The organism is Morganella sp. HSTU-ASny43 (assembly GCF_022819185.1).
In the GTDB taxonomy this organism is placed as follows: Bacteria; Pseudomonadota; Gammaproteobacteria; order Enterobacterales; family Enterobacteriaceae; genus Morganella; species Morganella morganii.
This window is the reverse complement of record NZ_WSPG01000001.1, coordinates 234,371-252,146: the sequence shown is the minus strand read 5'-3', so window position 1 is coordinate 252,146 and position 17,776 is coordinate 234,371. Positions and strand designations below refer to the sequence as shown.

Genomic DNA, 17,776 nt, shown 5'->3' with positions numbered 1-17,776 from the left:
AAACCCGCTTCTGCGGCGGGTTTGATCTGTTTTTTCAGGATGGATGTTATGTCAGCTTTCCGCTGGGAAATTATAGAAGAATACGCTCCGTTATTTATGGACGGGGCACTGATGACAATAAAATGTACCATTATCTGTGTCATCCTGGGGACTCTCTGGGGACTGACGCTCGGCCTCGGCCGGACAGCCCGTGCCGAACGCGGCCCGGCAAAATGGCTGCTGCTGTTCTTTGTGCAGTATCCGGTGCGGTTTTATGTCAGTGCATTTCGTGGCACGCCGCTGTTTGTGCAGATCATGGTGGTTCACTTCGCACTGGTGCCGCTGTTTATCAACCCGCGTGACGGCCTGATGGTCACCAGCGGTATTATTACCTCTGACACGGCCAGAATGCTGCGCTCTGAGTACGGTGCATTTCTCTCCTGTATTGTTGCTATCACACTCAATGCCGGGGCGTATGTTTCCGAGATTTTCCGCGCCGGGATCCAGTCCGTCGATCGCGGTCAGACAGAAGCCTCCCGCGCACTGGGCATGAGCTGGGGAAAAACCATGCGTAAGGTGATCCTGCCGCAGGCTTTCCGCCGTATTCTGCCGCCGCTGGGTAACAATGCGATCGCGATTGTCAAAGATTCCTCCCTGGCCTCTGCTATCGGCCTTGCCGACCTGGCATATGCCGCGCGGACAGTATCCGGCGCGTATGCAACTTACTGGGAGCCGTACCTGGTCATCTCCGTTATTTACTGGATGCTGACATTCCTGCTGGCGCAGTTGGTTCAATACACCGAAAGAAGGTTGAGCAGAAGTGATTCACGTTAATAATTTACAGAAAAAATTCGGCAATACTCATGTGCTGCGCGGTATCAGCTGTGATATCCGTCCGCAGGAAGTTGTCTGTGTGATAGGGCCGTCCGGCTCCGGAAAAAGTACCTTTCTGCGCTGCCTGAATGCCCTGGAACGCCCGGATTCCGGTGAGATTGTGGTAAACGGCACCGATGTGTGTGATCCGAAAACAGATCTGAACAAAATGCGCGAACATACCGGTATGGTATTCCAGCGCTTCAATTTGTTTCCGCATATGACGGTGCTGGATAACATTACCATGGCGCCACTGATGGTGTCCGGGCTGAAAAAAGCCGATGCGCTGCTTAAAGCGGAACGGTTACTGGAAAAAGTCGGGCTGCCGGACAAAATTGATGCCTGGCCGGAGAATTTATCCGGCGGTCAGCAGCAGCGCGTGGCCATTGCCCGTGCCCTGGCGATGGATCCGACGGTGCTGCTGTTCGATGAACCGACTTCCGCGCTCGATCCGGAGCTGGTCGGTGAAGTACTGAATGTGATGAAAGCGCTGGCCCATGAGGGTATGACAATGGTGATTGTGACCCATGAGATGAATTTTGCCCGCGAAGTGGCAGACCGCGTCTTTTTTATCGACCAGGGGATCATCCAGGAGTCCGGCACACCGGAGCAGATATTTAATCACCCGCAAAACCCGCGTACCGCCGCGTTTCTCAGCCGCGTGCTGTAGTTTTCGCTGCAGTGAATAGTGACTAAGGACAGAGACAAAACGTCTCTGTCCTTTTCTGTTTATGCGGTTAACTCACTGTGCGTAAAAACAAATTTGTTCACATCATATAACCCGAGACTGGTGAGTTTCAGTGTCGGGATCACCGGCAGAGACAGGAATGCCATCTGAATAAACGGCTCATCCAGCATCACCCCGCAATCGCGGCAGGCTGCTTTCAGCGATTCAATTTCAGCGGCGATTTCATCCGCCGTTTTATCACTCATCAGCCCGGCAATCGGCAGTGTCGCATGGCTCAGCACCCGCCCGTCCGCAACCACACACATCCCGCCGCCACCGGCAATCAGCTGATTCACCGCCAGCGCCATATCCATCGGATCAATACCGGCGACAACAATATTATGGCTGTCGTGGCTGACCGTTGACGCCAGAGCCCCGCGCGTCAGACCGAAATTATGCAGTAATGCGGTTGCCGGTGGTGTCTGGCGGCCATAGCGCTCAATCACCGCAAGCGAGCAGATATTATCGCAGTCATAGCGGCGTCCGTCCCAGCTGACCCGCTGCTCACAGGTGATCAGTTCATTCGGGATCACACTGATAGCACGGTACTCATGACCGGCAACCGGCACAAAAGCAAGAGATTGTGCTGTCACGGCCTGCCGGCGGACAGTATTCTGCATTGGCGGACGTGATGCTGCCTGTTTAGCCTTCCGCTCACGCAGCAGCGCCGCTTTATCCACCCAGCGCCCGCCGCACATAACCGCCTGAATATCGACTGTTTTCTCGTCCCGCAGCAGGACCAGATCCGCCTGTTTACCCGGCGCCACCAGCCCGAGGTTTTTCAGCCCGAAATGCCGGGCGGCAGACCAGCTGGCAACACGGTAAGCAATATGTACCGGAATCTGATGCTGATTGATCAGACGATACACCAGCGCATTCATATGCCCCTCGTGAATGATTTCCCACGGATTGCGATCATCGGTGCATAACAGACACTGCGGGCTGCTCATCGCGGTGATAAGCGGTGCCAGTGCATCCAGATTCCGTGCCGCCGACCCTTCGCGGATCATCAGCGCCATTCCCAGTGCCAGTTTTTCCAGCCCTTCCTCATAACGGTGCGATTCGTGACAGTTTTCAATCCCCCCGGCAATATAGCCGTTGAGATCTTTCCCGGTGACCATCGGGCAGTGACCATCCAGCGTCATATCGCGGAATGCATCCAGTTTATCCAGCGTTTCTGCCTCACCGGCAATCACCGCCGGGAAATTCATCATCTCCGCCAGTCCCAGCACATGGGAATGATCCTTGTATTTCAGCATCTCTGTCAGCGGGAAATCCGCGCCGTTCACATCACTGCCCGGTAATGCCGGTACACAGGAACTCACCTGAACAAACTGATTCTGCTGTGCCTGTTCCGCGCAGCGCAGAAACCATTCAATTCCCTCTTCGCCCATGACGTTCACGATTTCATGCGGATCACACACAATGGTCGTGACTCCCAGCGGCAGCGTGGCACTCTCAAAGGTGACCGGGGTCATCATGCCGGATTCAATATGCAGATGTGCGTCAATAAATCCGGGTACGACCACCGCATTTTTACCGTCGATGACCTGATGCGCCGGTGCATCCTTATATACCGTACCGACACCGGCAATGGCATTTCCGCTTATCACTACCGGGCCCGGAAATTCACCACCGTTAATCAGATCCAGAATCCGGACATTATCAATACGATAATCCGCCGGTGCCTCACTGCGGGCCACGGCGAGGAGTGTTGTCATTTCTTCGCGGCTGCGCGTGCAGGTGCGCTTATTTTTCTCACTGTTCATCACTGTCCCCCTGTTTTTCTCTCACATTGATAATGCGAATTCGCGGTGTTCTCTCTGTCCTGTGAGGTGTACCGGAATAAAGGTGATCCCCGCCGCAATTGTTACAAATTATTGCGACACAACCGGATGATTACGGTTTCTCACGGAATGTCATTACGATGCTGGCATTGATTATGCATTTATCAGACCAGTTATCTTTTCCCCGGGAGACAGGAGCATAAAATGGATAGTCAAACACCGGAAACCATCCGGGAAACAGGTGTACTGGGACGTTTATTCCGTTTACAGGCACACGGTACCACGGCACGAACCGAAGTTATCGCCGGTATAACCACCTTTCTTACCATGGTGTATATCATTTTTGTTAACCCGCAAATCCTCGGCGCTGCCGGGATGGATACACAGGCTGTCTTCGTCACCACCTGTCTGATTGCGGCATTTGGCTGTATTCTGATGGGCTGTCTGGCAAATCTGCCGGTCGCACTGGCACCGGCAATGGGGCTGAACGCCTTTTTTGCTTTCGGTGTGGTCAGCGCCATGGGTTACTCCTGGCAAATAGGGATGGGGGCTATCTTCTGGGGTGCACTCGGCATGCTGCTGCTGACGGTCTTCCGCATCCGCTACTGGATGATAGCCAATATCCCGCTGAGTCTGCGGGTGGGGATCACCAGTGGTATCGGGCTGTTTATCGCTATGATGGGGCTGAAAAATATCGGCCTGGTTGTGGCGAATCCGGCCACGCTGGTTTCCATGGGAGATCTGACCGCCCACTCCGTCTGGCTCGGCGCACTGGGCTTTTTTATTATCACGATTCTGGCCTCCCGCGGTATTCACGCAGCGGTGCTGATCTCCATTGTGGTTACTACACTGATTGGCTGGTGGCTGGGGGATGTCACCTATAACGGTATTTTCTCCATGCCGCCGGATGTTACCAGCGTGCTGGGTAAAGTGGATGTGGCCGGTGCCTTTAATATCGGGCTGTCAGGGATTATTTTCTCGTTTATGCTGGTTAACCTGTTTGACTCATCGGGTACCCTTATCGGGGTAACCGATAAAGCCGGACTGGCAGATAAAGACGGTAAATTCCCGAATATGCAGAAAGCCTTGTATGTGGACAGTGTCAGCTCCGTGATCGGCGGGTTTATCGGCACATCATCTGTCACCGCGTATATTGAAAGTACCTCAGGGGTTTCTGTCGGCGGCCGGACCGGGCTTACCGCCGTGGTGGTCGGGATCCTGTTCCTGCTGGTGATTTTTCTCTCCCCGCTGGCCGGAATGGTGCCAGCCTATGCGGTTGCCGGTGCGCTGATTTATGTCGGGGTGCTGATGACGTCGAGCCTGGCACGGGTAAACTGGAATGACCTGACTGACGCGGTACCTGCCTTTATCACCGCGATTATGATGCCGTTCAGTTTCTCCATCACAGACGGTATTGCGCTTGGTTTTATCTCTTACTCTGTGATGAAGCTGGGGACCGGGCGCTGGAAAGAGCTGAATCCGTGTGTGATTCTGGTTGCCCTGCTGTTTGTGCTGAAGTTTGTGTTTGTCGACCACTGATGTTTCTGCCGGATGGCGGGTTTCCCGTCATCCGGGCATTATTTTGTTTTCTCTTTCAGGCGATGATGCAGCGCCTTAAACGGAATAGCCAGGCCGAGCGTCAGGAAAATAAGAAACACAAACCCTATATTGACATAATCTTCTTTACTGTTTTCAGTCACCGGTTCCGGCTCAGCCGCCGCCGGTTCCCCTTCCTCATTAATCCCGAAATCCCCGTGATGATAATCCGCCAGAATCTCCTGTGCTCTGGTTAACTCATCCTGATTAACCAGCAACTTCACACCGCCGACAGCCTGAGCATACATCTGGTTATTCCAGACAATATTTTCATCCAGCAGCATCACCTCAATCCCTTCGGATTCCAGCAATCCGGCTTCAATCCTGGCATCCAGCGGCGACAGATACTGAGCCAGTAATGCATAGCGACTGCGTGTCGGGTGTATATTCCACATAATACCTCCTTCGGTTGGCTGCCCTGACTGAATAGCCCGTATTCCGGCCGGCGTCAGTGCGTAATAGCAGAAAGGATCGGCGATAATTTCCGGGAAAACAACCTGAATTTAGCCTTTTTGCAGCAGGAATAAGTTTAATGACCAGTTTCGCTATAACACTTTAAACTGTTCTAATCCAGCCGGGTGATATAAAAAAACATCAATAACTTCCCTTTATGATACTGACAACATAAATTTTTTATGGAAGATTTTAATAAAAAATTATTTGATTAATAAAATATGAAGAACACTATTTTTACAGCCATTGTATTCCCGTCAAATATCCTTTAGCATTTAGTGCTGAAAAAACTTAATCCTATTCCGAATATTGATCTTTGACCTGATGCTGAAAAAATATAAATACCCGCTGTTATTTGTCGCTGCCATGCTGTTGAGTTATCTCACCAATACATTCTTGTATCAGCGTGATTCAACCGGCCCGCATTTAGCCACCCTGTTTTTGGTTTTATGTACCGTTATTCTTCTGAACTGTAAACACTGGCTGCCTGCCGTTGCAGGATTTATTATTACACTAATTTTTTCACTGGAAGTCGGTTATTTCACCGAATTCCACGAACGAATTTCTGCCGGTGTTCTCGATTCAGCACTGGAAACAAATAATTCTGAAGCAACACTGATGCTGGGGCACTATTTATATTCCATCATATTGCCTGCCCTGTGCATAAGCGTATTAATTTTTATCTGCTTCCGGAGAAAAAGACTCCGCCTTCCCCGCTGGTTTACATTATCACCGGTGTTCATTTTCGGCTTTCTGATGATTTCCCTGCTCCGTGAAGTCATCCCGGAATACCGTAATTTATCCATTAATTTCAGCGAAGACCCTTATGAACTGGGGACGTATCTCCGCGAGAAATTTCCTGTTGTCGCCGGAAATATTATGTATGTTTCCTCCGTTGCTCTCAGCCATGACAAGTATACGGAGAATTATCCTGACCGGAAACCAAACCGGGTGCTGGCGTCTGCCGGAAAACCACAGAATAAACTCATCATCTTTATCATCGGAGAATCATCATCTCCGTCCAGATATCATATCTACGGGTATTCCAAAGAAACAACACCGGAAATGGAACGCATTTTTCATGGGTGACAAGGCCTGCGTGACAGACAAAGTGCATTCATCCTCCCCGATAACACGGGATTCCATTTCATTGTCACTTTCATTTTACACACCGGAAAGCGAAGAAAATTTATTCCGTCAGAAATCGGTTATTGAAATAGCACAGGATCAGGGATACAAAACTTACTGGCTGGGCGCTCAGTCTCTGGTCGGCGTTAACGGTTCAAAATATGGCTATCTTGCCCGGCGGAATAATACTGTTATTGTGGAAGAAAACAATGACATGAAACTGCCTGAGTTATTAAAGCAGGCGCTGGCCGAGCCAGATGAATACAAATTTATTATTCTGCATTTATGGGGCAACCACATGCCTTATACAAATTATACAGAAACAGAAAAGCAGCAGCTGAATGACGCCGGTGACTATGATCTGACCATTCGTCACACCGATAATGTGATTGGCCGTCTTTATGATGAAGTTGAATCAGTAACCGATGACTATATTTTCATCTACACCTCCGATCACGGAGAAATTGTCGGTAAAGGCCACGGTTTTTCCAAAGGCGCGGATCAATTCCTGATTCCGTTTTTATATAAATCAGGGAATCCGTCTTATGGCTGTGAATTTATTGAAAAATACCGCAATCAGGATGGCTGGATCAGCGGATTAATGAACAAATATATTTTATCTGAACTGCTTGGTTATTCATTAGACCAGTCGATTGCGGAACCGGATAAACAGCATGATCGGATCCTTTCAACTGACGGTTATGCGATTCCGTTTTCATCTTATTTCAACAAGAATAAGTAAGCAGCCGCATACTGTTCAGTTATAAAATGCCGGGCAAACCGGACGCAGTATACCGGTCTGTCACTTCCGGTATGCTGTCCCCGCCATTAAAGATTGACAGGACAGAACGGAAATGGTTTATTTCGTTGCAGGCGTCATTTTTACATCAGTATCAGACATATAAAAATCCTGTGACTGAATAACCAGCAATATGCTAAGAGTCGATTATATGAGCAGCAACGCTTTAGTCTCGGTCATCATTCCGGCATACAATGCTGAAAAATTCATCGGCCGCGCTCTGGACAGTGTGATAAAACAGACCTGGCCGTCGGTCGAAATAGTCATTATTGATGATGGTTCGTCAGATAATACCGCCGCCGTCTGCCGGGAGTATATGAGCAGCCACGATCACATCCGGTATATCCGGAAACAGAACGGCGGCGTTTCATCCGCACGTAATGAAGGTATTAAAGCGGCCTCCGGATGCTATATCTGCTTTCTGGACAGCGATGACACTTATGAACCGGACTTTATCCGGACACTGGTGAGTAAAGTCACACAGGATGACCGGGATTTCGCCTACTGTTTATTCAGAAAAATACATTCCGACGGCCATATTACACAGTCAGTATGCTATGACAACACAGATACCGTTATTACCGACTTTCTGAACTTTGATTATTTTGATATCTGCTGTTTAATGCTGAAAAAAGAGTTTCTGGATAAGAATAATTTATTTTTTGATTCATCCATGGTTGTGGGTGAAGATGTTTTATTTATCCTTGAATGTCTGAACAAAGGCGCCTTTTCCTATATTAAAGAGTATTTATACAATTATATTTATCACAGTGAATCACTGATGAATAAAAAATGGAAGAAGGCGGATTACATCAGTGACCTGGATGCCTGGAAAAAAATTCTTTCTTACATCGCTGAGACGTATAATAAACCGGATAAATCATCCGTTTTCAGTAAAGTCCGCGCTAAAGTATTAAGCCTGCAGATTCAGTTTATGTGGAACATGCTGGCTACCGGTCTTTACCCGGATTTAAAGTCTTATATCAAAGACTTCAGCTACCATAAATCTGATTTTACATTAATCAGAAAACCGGGAAAAAACAAATTCCGTCTGAATATTGTATTATCCGGTAATATTTTCGTGTGGCGTATAGCACGTAAATTTCTGACAAAGAAAAAAAACATCATCCCTGCCGGTTAGGTATATATAACAGGGAGTGTCAGATTATAATGTTATCTGAACATTCCCTGTTATCCTGCATGAACCTGTTATGACAGCCCCTGTCAGATTAATCCGTAAAAATCTTTTTAGGTTGAGCATTCCATTACCGTCGAGCCGCGCGCTGATAAGGCGATTGCCAAAAAATAACCTGCGATTCCGCCATCTGAATAATACCAGTCCGGAAAATTCCCCGCAGATAATATGCACTGCGGGGATCGTTTTATATTGCCAGTAATTTATCCAGCCCTGCCATTTTCACTGAGCCATGTGAAATAAAACAGAGCTGATACCAGAGAGAACCACTTTCTGACTGCAGTTTTTCCGTATAAAACGCATTGGCTGATAATGCACGGATAAGCAATCCTGTCCGGTAAAGCATGACGGCTATAATAATGGCGGATAATCCCGCAAACAGGGTGGTCAGGCTGACGATATCCGTATCTGTCCGGATATACTGAATCAGTAACAGCACAATAAAACCCAGTTGAGTGATACCTTTCAGTAACAGCAGGCGGAAGAAAAAATCCTTCATATTTTGTTCAAGTGCAAAACACGGATTTTTTAAAATCGCCCGCTCTTCTTTCACCGGTATGCTGTAAACATACACTATCCAGTGGCTGATATCATGGCTGCGGGAAACCAGCCCCTTCTCTTTTAATGTATGTAACCGGAGAGAAACCACCAACTGCCAGACAATTCCGTGAAATAACAAATAAAGCAGAAATGCATTCATGCCCCAAAAACCGGTAAGCACCGCGAGTAATATAAAAAAGGCAACTCTTCCTGAATAGATCCAAAAAGGGACAACCTGGTAATTCATCGTCATTCCCTGTGTTTTTTTGTCCATAAATACCATTCCGCAATAAAAAACACCCCTGAAATATATCACCAGTATAACCGGAAAATCCCCAAAATATACTATTCTGACCCGTTACCGCCGGTTTGGGTTTTCTTATTAATGTTACTGCAAAAAATGCCCTTTTCTGATGTTTCGTAAACCAGCGTGACATTATTTTCACCCATAAAAAAACTAATGCGAAACAATAGCCTGCAGGCTATATCACACAACAACCCCATGAATTTAACGGAAAATTTCTCGTTACTCATTCTGAGAAATGTGTCACACTATTCGCTTACAGCACCATTTTTGAATGAATAAAAATAATGGTTATTTTTTAGCTTAACGGATTTGTTTATGGACGAAAAAACGCCTGCCACGCCGCCACGCGGCGAACTCAAACGCAGTTTAACCAACCGGCATATTCAGCTGATTTCCATCAGCGGAGCAATCGGCACCGGGTTATTTATGGGCTCCGGTAAAACGATTTCACTGGCAGGCCCTTCGGTATTATTTGTCTATATGATCATCGGGTTTGTCTTATTCTTTGTCATGCGGGCAATGGGCGAGATCCTGCTGTCAAACCTGAATTATAAATCGTTCAGTGATTTTGCCGGTGACCTGATTGGCCCGTGGGCCGGTTTTTTTGTCGGCTGGACATACTGGTTCTGCTGGGTAATAACCGGTATTGCCGATGTGGTAGCCATTACCGGCTATATCATGCACTGGGCACCTGATTTTCCGCGCTGGGTCAGCTCGCTGCTCTGTATTTTACTGTTACTGTCCCTGAACCTGGCAACGGTTAAATTATTCGGCGAGATGGAATTCTGGTTTTCCATGATAAAAATTGTCGCAATTGTCGCGCTGATTATTATCGGCGGCATTCTTATCGGCACACATTTTGTTTCACCGGAAGGGCATGAGGCGGCGTTATCCAATATCTGGTCCGACGGAGGCATGTTCCCGAAAGGGATAATCGGATTCTTTGCCGGGTTCCAGATAGCCATTTTTGCCTTTGTCGGTATCGAACTGGTGGGTACTGCCGCAGCGGAAACCCGTGACCCGGTGAAATCCCTGCCGCGTGCCATTAATGCTATTCCGTTCCGGATTATTGCATTTTATGTGCTGGCGCTGATTATTATTATGTCTGTCACGCCGTGGCGCTCCATTCCGGCAGATAAAAGCCCGTTTGTGGAACTGTTTGTTATGATCGGCGTTCCGGCGGCAGCGAGCCTGGTGAACTTTGTGGTGCTGACAGCCGCCGCATCCTCCGCAAACAGCGGTGTGTTTTCCACCAGCCGGATGCTGTTCGGGTTAGCCAAACAAGGCAGCGCACCAAAACAATTCTGCCGTCTGTCAAAACAGGCAGTACCGGCCACCGGACTGATTTTCACCTGCATCTGTTTGTCTGTCGGGGTGATTCTGCTCTACTTTATCCCTGATGTGATGCATGTGTTTACTCTGGTAACAACAGTATCCGCTATCCTGTTTATGTTTATCTGGAGCATGATCCTGTACAGCTACATTATGTTCCGCCGCCGTCGTCCGGAGCTGCATGCCGCATCAGTCTATAAAGTACCGTTCGGCAGCTGGATCCCGTGGGTGTGTCTGTCCTTCTTTGTCTTTGTAATTGTATTGCTGACACTGGAGAGCGATACCCGTCAGGCACTGCTTGCCACGCCGTTATGGTTTATCCTGCTGGCAGTCGGTTACCGGAATGTCAGAAAGCACCGCCTTGCGGAAACACAAAAGTAGCGGACAAAAAAATCCCGGCAACGCCGGGATTTTTGTTTTTATACTCTGTTACTCAGTCCGTCCGAGGTAACGGTCTTCCGCCTCAGCGAAACGTCCCTGAACTGATTTGTCCGGCTCACGGCCTGCCAGGCTGACCACCACAATAGCAATACCGGCCAGAATAAAGCCCGGGATAATTTCATATAAATTAAACCACTTATATTCTATCCAGATAAGAACCGTCACCGCGCCGGTAAACATCCCCGCCAGTGCGCCGTTACGGGTCATCCGCTTCCAGATAACAGAGAACAGGATAACCGGCCCGAATGCTGCGCCGAACCCGGCCCATGCGTTACTGACCAGCCCCAGCACTTTGTTATTTTTATCCATCGCAATGTAAATAGCGATCGCCGCAATCACCAGCACCATAATGCGCCCGACCAGCACCATCTCTTTCTGTGAGGCATTCTTACGGAAAAACGGTTTGTAGATATCTTCCGTCAGGGCACTGGCACTGACCAGCAGCTGACAGCTCAGGGTACTCATGACCGCTGCCAGGATGGCAGAGAGCAGAATACCGGCAATCCACGGATTGAATAAGATAGAGGTCAGGCTCATGAAAATCCGCTCGCGGTTTTCAGTCACCGAGCCCGCCAGTTCCGGGTTCTGCTGGAAGAAGGCAATACCGAAGAAACCGACACAAATGGTTCCCGCAAGGCAGAGGATCATCCAGGTCATACTGATACGGCGTGCACTGCGGATGGTGTGATGAGAATCCGCCGCCATAAAGCGCGCCAGGATATGCGGCTGCCCGAAATAGCCCAATCCCCAGCCCAGCAGGGAGATAATCGCGACAATATCCAGCCCGCGGAACATATCCACATACGCCGGGCTTTTTGCTTCGATAATTGCCAGTGCAGTATCAAACCCGCCGACAGACACAATCACCATAACCGGTGTCAGGATCAGGGCGAAAATCATCAGTGTCGCCTGCACGGTATCTGTCCAGCTTACCGCCAGGAACCCGCCGAGGAAGGTATAGGCAATAGTTGCCCCTGCCCCGAGCCACATGGCTTTTTCATAACTGATACCGAAGGTGCTTTCAAACAGCAGACCACCGGCCACGATGCCGGAAGCACAGTAAATGGTGAAGAAAATCAGGATCACGGCTGCAGAGACAATCCGCAGAACACGGCTTTTATCCTCAAAACGCTGCGTAAAGTAATCCGGCAGCGTCAGCGCATGGTTGACTTCCGTCTGAAGGCGCAGACGACCGGCAACAATCCGCCAGTTAAGCCAGGCACCGATACACAGACCGATGGCAATCCAGGATTCGGAAATACCGGAGAAGAAAACCACACCCGGTAATCCCATCAGCAGCCAGCCGCTCATGTCGGATGCACCGGCGGATAATGCAGTCACAAAACTGCCCATCCGGCGGCCGCCGAGAATATAGTCGTCGAAGTTATTGGTGGAGCGGTAGGCCATATAGCCGATGAACAGCATCCCGGCGATATAGACAATAAATGTCACAATCAGCGGTGTGGTCAGCGTCATTGTCATAATTAAGTTCCTGTACTGAATTTATAGTCCGTCACGTATCAGCATTGCGTGTACCAATCGCTGTACAGGATGCGCGTCACACCGGTGTTACTGTGTTGCACATCGCCTCAGCCATCCCTGGTCTGCACAGACAATGCCCCGTCAATTATCATTATTTGTTAAATCTGTGATGAGTTGTGTTCAGCCCGATAGTAACGACAACAACAATAAAACAACAATTAATTAACGATACTAAAGTGAAGATTTGTGATTTTTATCACGGGATATGTCATCAGAAAGTGATGCGGTTAATCACCTGATTTAATCATTATACGCCTTAAAACTGACAATATACTATTGTTATATAATGATTTTATTTTAACCAATACAGTTTGTTTCTTAATCATTTTCTCAGATCAGTATAAAACAGCGACATTATTCACACTTTGCACATCTCTTTATTTAACAATGTTGCACAAAGTTGCAACCTCATAGATATTAATGTGCAACGCATGACCTGTTGCCGTTTATGAGGAGTGAACATGGTGAGTACCACAATGGGCGTCAGACTGGATGATGAAACCCGTGAGCGGATCAAAGCCGCAGCGCAAAAAATTGACCGCACGCCGCACTGGCTGATCAGACAGGCTATTTTTGATTACCTGGCTCAGCTCGATTCTCTGCCGGACGGCGCACTGCCCGCTGCCGGTATCCCTTCCGCACAGGAAGATGAAACTGTACCGGCTGAGCCGCCGGTCAGCTGCCAGCCGTTTCTGGAGTTTGCCGGTGATATCCTGCCGCAATCCGTGACCCGCGCAGCTATCACATCCGCATACCGCATTCCGGAGCCGGAAGCAGTCGCTATGCTGCTGCCGCAGGCGCAACTCTCCCCGGATGCCGCACAGGCCACGCATAAACTGGCTTACGGTCTGGCAGAAAAGCTGCGTAATCAGAAAAACAGCAGCGGACGCGCCGGGCTGGTACAGGGACTGCTTCAGGAATTCTCCCTCTCCTCCCAGGAGGGGATCGCGCTGATGTGCCTGGCGGAAGCACTGCTGCGTATTCCGGATAAAGCCACCCGCGATGTGCTGATCCGCGATAAAATCAGCCACGGTGACTGGAATTCTCACCTCGGCCAGAGCAAATCCATGTTTGTTAATGCCGCCACCTGGGGACTGCTGTTCACCGGTAAGCTGGTTGCCACGCATAATGAAGCGGGACTGAGCCGCTCACTGAACCGCATCCTCGGCAAAAGCGGTGAGCCGCTGGTGCGCAAAGGCGTGGATATGGCAATGCGCCTGATGGGCGAGCAGTTTGTTACCGGTGAAACCATCGCCCGTGCGCTGGCAAACGCCCGCAAAAATGAAGCCAAAGGCTTCCGCTATTCTTACGATATGCTGGGCGAGGCCGCACTGACAGCCGCAGATGCACAGGCCTATCTGGTCTCTTATCAGCAGGCTATCCACGCCATCGGCAAAGCCTCCGCCGGACGCGGTATTTATGAAGGGCCGGGTATCTCCATCAAACTTTCTGCCCTGCACCCGCGCTACAGCCGCGCGCAGTATGACCGTGTGATATCCGAACTTTATCCGATCCTGCGCGACCTGGTGGTGATGGCGCGTCAGTATGATATCGGTATCAATATTGATGCGGAAGAAGCTGACCGCCTGGAAATCTCCCTCGATTTACTGGAGAAACTCTGTTTTGACCCGCAGCTGGCGGGCTGGAACGGCATCGGTTTTGTTATCCAGGCTTATCAGAAGCGCTGCCCGGTCGTGGTGGATTATCTGATTGACCTGGCATCGCGCAGTCAGCGCCGTCTGATGATCCGTCTGGTGAAAGGCGCTTACTGGGACAGCGAAGTCAAACGCGCCCAGGTGGACGGGCTGGAGGGTTATCCGGTCTATACCCGCAAGGTTTATACGGATATCTCTTACCTCGCCTGTGCCCGTAAACTGCTGTCAGTACCGAATCTGATTTATCCGCAGTTCGCCACCCACAACGCCCACACCTTATCCGCGATTTATCAGCTGGCGGGCAATAACTATTATCCCGGTCAGTATGAGTTCCAGTGTCTGCACGGCATGGGTGAACCGCTGTATGAGCAGGTGGTCGGCAAAGTGGCGGACGGCAAACTGAACCGGCCGTGCCGCGTGTATGCACCGGTTGGTACCCATGAAACCCTGCTGGCTTATCTGGTCCGCCGCCTGCTGGAAAACGGCGCGAATACCTCCTTTGTCAACCGGATCGCCGACGGCACTATTCCGCTGGAGATGCTGGTGGAAGACCCGGTTGCGGCAGTTCAGGCAATGGCCGCCAAAGAAGGTGCTGTCGGTCTGCCGCATCCGAAAATCCCGCTGCCGCGCAATCTGTACGGCAATACGCGGGTCAATGCCGCCGGTCTGGATCTGAGTAACGAGCATCGTCTGGCGTCACTGTCGAGTGCCCTGCTCAGCCACGCCGGGGACAATCTGCTCAGTGAACCACTGACCGGCGGAACATTTATACCGTCCGCACCGGCAGAGCCGCAGCCGGTCAGAAACCCGGCGAATCATCATGATATTGTCGGTCACGTTCGTCCGGCCACAGAAGATGAAGTGGATCATGCCCTTGCCACCGCCTCCGGTGCAGCGGAGATCTGGTTCGCCACCCCGGCACAGGAACGGGCGGATATCCTTATCCGCGCCGCACAGCTGATGGAAGATCAGTTGCAGCCGCTGCTCGGGATCCTGGTGCGGGAAGCCGGTAAGACCTTTGCCAACGCGATTGCCGAGGTCCGTGAAGCCGTTGATTTTCTCAATTATTATGCCTCTCAGGTGAAAACTCACTTTGCCGGTGATACGCACCGTCCGCTGGGGCCGGTGGTCTGTATCAGCCCGTGGAACTTCCCGCTGGCAATTTTCACCGGTCAGGTAGCCGCTGCCCTCGCCGCCGGAAACCCGGTGCTGGCGAAACCGGCGGAACAGACTCCGCTGGTGGCAGCTGTTGCCGTTTCACTGCTCCATGACGCCGGTGTCCCGCGTGAGGTGCTGCAACTGCTGCCGGGTGACGGCGAAACAGTCGGTAACCAGCTGGTGTGTGATCCGCGTGTTCAGGGCGTGATGTTTACCGGCTCCACCGCGGTCGCGAAGATTTTACAGCGCAATCTGGCCGCCCGTCTGAGTACCGAAGGCCGCGTGATCCCGCTGATCGCCGAAACCGGCGGCCTGAATGCGATGGTCGTGGATTCCTCCGCCCTGACAGAACAGGTGGTCACCGATGTGGTCAGTTCCGCCTTTGACAGTGCGGGTCAACGCTGTTCAGCGCTGCGTCTGCTCTGCATCCAGGAGGATGTGGCCGATCGCACCATTGAAATGCTGAAAGGCGCGATGGCGGAATGTCGTCTCGGCAACCCGGACATACTGGCAACCGATATCGGCCCGGTGATTGATGAAGAGGCACATAACGGTATCCGCCAGCATATTCAGCAAATGCGTGGTAAAGGCAGACCGGTGTATCAGTCCGCCTTCGGGATGGAAACCGGTTCACCGGCGATTCTTAACGGCACCTTTATCCCGCCGACGCTGATTGAGCTGGATGATGTCTCTGAACTGACACGGGAAATTTTCGGCCCTGTCCTGCATGTGGTCCGCTACCCGCGTGACACGCTGCCGGAACTGGCGGAGAAAATTAATGCCGCCGGTTACGGGCTGACATTCGGTATCCATACCCGTATCGATGAAACTATCGCACAGCTTACGCAACAGATTGAAGCCGGGAATATTTATGTCAACCGCAACATTGTCGGTGCGGTGGTCGGTGTTCAGCCGTTCGGCGGCGAAGGGCTTTCCGGCACCGGTCCGAAGGCAGGCGGCCCGCTTTATCTCCACCGTCTGCTGGCGGAACAGCCTGATGATTCGGTGGTCAGCCTTCTGGCAGAACAGGATGATCTCAATCCGCCGGATGTCACTCTGCGGACACAGTTACTGGCGCCGTTTGATACTTTCCTCACCTGGCTGGAAGCGCAGCGCCGCCACGATGTGCTGACAGCGGTTATCCGTTACGGCGAGTTATCACAGGCCGGTACCTGCCGTCTGCTGCCGGGGCCGACCGGGGAGCGCAACAGTTATTATCTGCTGCCGCGCGGAACCATTCTCGGCCTGAATGATTCAGAACAGGATGCTTTGCTACAACTGGGTGCCACACTGGCAGCGGGCTGCCGTCAGCTCTGGCCTGCGGCGGAACATACCCGTTCACTGTATAACACTCTGCCGGACAGCGTCCGCGCGCAAATCACACTGACAGAAGAGTGGTCAGCGGATGGTGTGGTCTTTAACGGTGTGATTTTCCATGGTGACAGTGACCTCCTGCAGGCAGTAAACCGGGATGTGGCTGCACGCGGCGGTGAAATTGTGCCGGTTGCCGGGCTCAGTCACGGTGATACACAGATCCCGCTGATGCTGTTACTGCATGAGCGTGCGGTCAGTGTGAATACCGCAGCGGCAGGCGGAAACGCCAGTCTGATGACTATCGGCTGATAATCACGGAGTCTTAAAACGGAAAAAGGGAACGAGAGTTCCCTTTGTTTTATCATTTACTGATAAAAAATGGTCTGACTGATAAATCAGTGTTTGCCCTGCCAGTCAAGATACTGTTCGTACTTGCGCAGTGCGATGTTGTAGTTGCTCAGGGCGGAGTCAGATAAATCTTCACTCAGCTGAGCCTGGATAATTTCAGTGGAGAATTCTGTGGTGGCCGGGAAGGCTTTGGAGGACAGCAGTTCATCGAGACGGCGCAGACGGACAACATATTCGCGCACGGTACTGTGGCTCATTTCCGTTTCTTCAAACAGATACTGTTTGAATGCCATGATATCGAAATAATCGGTTGCACTGTTGCAGTAGATCTCGCTGCAGAAACGGCAGAGTGCCACAAATTTGTCCTGTAATCCCATCCAGGTGGTGTCATCGATCATATCTGTCATTTCAGAAATAGCTTCTTTATTGATCAGCTGACCGTTGAAAACCAGGGAGATGCGATCGAGGGTTTTGTGACAATGACTGCAGTGAGTCTGACTGTGTTTGAAGTCTTTAATGTAACGGCTTACGGGCCGTTTCTTTTGTTTTGAAACAGACATATTCTGGCGCCTTGTGTAGTCTAGTCTAATAAAAATAAATCA

General features: G+C 50.6%; 12 protein-coding genes. 7 read left to right on the top strand and 5 right to left on the bottom strand.

What is annotated here, in order from left to right:
• Positions 1-48: 48 nt before the first annotated feature.
• Together GN208_RS01170 and GN208_RS01165 are read left to right on the top strand one after the other, a co-directional pair.
• A complete protein-coding gene (locus GN208_RS01170; RefSeq protein WP_004240080.1) occupies positions 49-813 on the top strand; it encodes an amino acid ABC transporter permease in 765 nt (254 codons plus the stop codon).
• A complete protein-coding gene (locus GN208_RS01165; protein WP_015422633.1) occupies positions 800-1,522 on the top strand; it encodes an amino acid ABC transporter ATP-binding protein in 723 nt (240 codons plus the stop codon). The genes GN208_RS01170 and GN208_RS01165 overlap by 14 nt, the downstream gene beginning before the upstream one ends.
• A gap of 59 nt (positions 1,523-1,581) precedes the next feature.
• Here the strand turns inward: GN208_RS01165 and adeD are convergent, their stop codons facing one another.
• Complete coding sequence (gene adeD, locus GN208_RS01160; RefSeq protein WP_004236781.1) at positions 1,582-3,348, bottom strand: adenine deaminase; 1,767 nt, start codon at positions 3,346-3,348, stop codon at positions 1,582-1,584.
• A 222-nt stretch (positions 3,349-3,570) separates the two neighbouring features.
• On the opposite strand from adeD, the gene GN208_RS01155 reads away from it, so the two are divergent.
• The gene (locus tag GN208_RS01155; protein WP_004236782.1) at positions 3,571-4,905 is read left to right on the top strand and encodes an NCS2 family permease; all 1,335 of its coding nucleotides are present in this window, start codon (positions 3,571-3,573) and stop codon (positions 4,903-4,905) included.
• 38 nt (positions 4,906-4,943) lie between these two features.
• Here the strand turns inward: GN208_RS01155 and GN208_RS01150 are convergent, their stop codons facing one another.
• A complete protein-coding gene (locus GN208_RS01150; RefSeq protein WP_004236783.1) occupies positions 4,944-5,357 on the bottom strand; it encodes a DUF2007 domain-containing protein in 414 nt (137 codons plus the stop codon).
• An 884-nt stretch (positions 5,358-6,241) separates the two neighbouring features.
• Between GN208_RS01150 and GN208_RS01145 the strand changes: the two genes are divergently transcribed.
• Positions 6,242-7,285, top strand: coding sequence for a sulfatase-like hydrolase/transferase (locus GN208_RS01145; RefSeq protein ID WP_080654106.1), 1,044 nt, complete (start codon positions 6,242-6,244; stop codon positions 7,283-7,285).
• A gap of 208 nt (positions 7,286-7,493) precedes the next feature.
• Entirely contained in the window at positions 7,494-8,483 is a 990-nt protein-coding gene (locus GN208_RS01140) for a glycosyltransferase family A protein (protein ID WP_004236789.1), read from the top strand.
• Positions 8,484-8,724: 241 nt separating this feature from the next.
• On the opposite strand, the gene GN208_RS01135 is transcribed toward GN208_RS01140, so the two are convergent.
• Positions 8,725-9,237 carry a hypothetical protein gene (locus GN208_RS01135; protein ID WP_225806412.1) on the bottom strand — a complete coding sequence of 171 codons (513 nt, stop codon included), beginning with the start codon at positions 9,235-9,237 and terminating at the stop codon, positions 8,725-8,727.
• Between the two features lie 462 nt (positions 9,238-9,699).
• On the opposite strand from GN208_RS01135, the gene cycA reads away from it, so the two are divergent.
• Entirely contained in the window at positions 9,700-11,097 is a 1,398-nt protein-coding gene (gene cycA / locus GN208_RS01130) for a D-serine/D-alanine/glycine transporter (RefSeq protein ID WP_004236791.1), read from the top strand.
• A gap of 48 nt (positions 11,098-11,145) precedes the next feature.
• Here cycA and putP read toward each other — a convergent pair whose 3' ends face one another.
• Positions 11,146-12,633, bottom strand: a complete 1,488-nt coding sequence (gene putP / locus GN208_RS01125) for a sodium/proline symporter PutP (protein WP_032098801.1) — start codon at positions 12,631-12,633, stop codon at positions 11,146-11,148.
• Between the two features lie 527 nt (positions 12,634-13,160).
• On the opposite strand from putP, the gene putA reads away from it, so the two are divergent.
• A complete protein-coding gene (gene putA, locus GN208_RS01120; RefSeq protein ID WP_243828273.1) occupies positions 13,161-17,135 on the top strand; it encodes a trifunctional transcriptional regulator/proline dehydrogenase/L-glutamate gamma-semialdehyde dehydrogenase in 3,975 nt (1,324 codons plus the stop codon).
• A gap of 86 nt (positions 17,136-17,221) precedes the next feature.
• Here the strand turns inward: putA and fliZ are convergent, their stop codons facing one another.
• Positions 17,222-17,734: a flagella biosynthesis regulatory protein FliZ gene (gene fliZ, locus GN208_RS01115; protein ID WP_004236794.1), complete on the bottom strand. Its 513-nt coding sequence runs from the start codon at positions 17,732-17,734 to the stop codon at positions 17,222-17,224.
• Positions 17,735-17,776: the final 42 nt, after the last annotated feature.

Excerpts from the sequence above, each read along its gene's own strand:
- GN208_RS01170 (WP_004240080.1), top strand. The coding sequence starts at position 49 with ATGTCAGCTTTCCGCTGGGAAATTATAGAAGAATACGCTCCGTTATTT.
- adeD (WP_004236781.1), bottom strand. The coding sequence starts at position 3,348 with ATGAACAGTGAGAAAAATAAGCGCACCTGCACGCGCAGCCGCGAAGAA.
- GN208_RS01155 (WP_004236782.1), top strand. The coding sequence starts at position 3,571 with ATGGATAGTCAAACACCGGAAACCATCCGGGAAACAGGTGTACTGGGA.
- GN208_RS01150 (WP_004236783.1), bottom strand. The coding sequence starts at position 5,357 with ATGTGGAATATACACCCGACACGCAGTCGCTATGCATTACTGGCTCAG.
- GN208_RS01145 (WP_080654106.1), top strand. The coding sequence starts at position 6,242 with ATGAACTGGGGACGTATCTCCGCGAGAAATTTCCTGTTGTCGCCGGAA.
- GN208_RS01140 (WP_004236789.1), top strand. The coding sequence starts at position 7,494 with ATGAGCAGCAACGCTTTAGTCTCGGTCATCATTCCGGCATACAATGCT.
- GN208_RS01135 (WP_225806412.1), bottom strand. The coding sequence starts at position 9,237 with ATGAATGCATTTCTGCTTTATTTGTTATTTCACGGAATTGTCTGGCAG.
- cycA (WP_004236791.1), top strand. The coding sequence starts at position 9,700 with ATGGACGAAAAAACGCCTGCCACGCCGCCACGCGGCGAACTCAAACGC.
- putP (WP_032098801.1), bottom strand. The coding sequence starts at position 12,633 with ATGACGCTGACCACACCGCTGATTGTGACATTTATTGTCTATATCGCC.
- putA (WP_243828273.1), top strand. The coding sequence starts at position 13,161 with ATGGTGAGTACCACAATGGGCGTCAGACTGGATGATGAAACCCGTGAG.
- fliZ (WP_004236794.1), bottom strand. The coding sequence starts at position 17,734 with ATGTCTGTTTCAAAACAAAAGAAACGGCCCGTAAGCCGTTACATTAAA.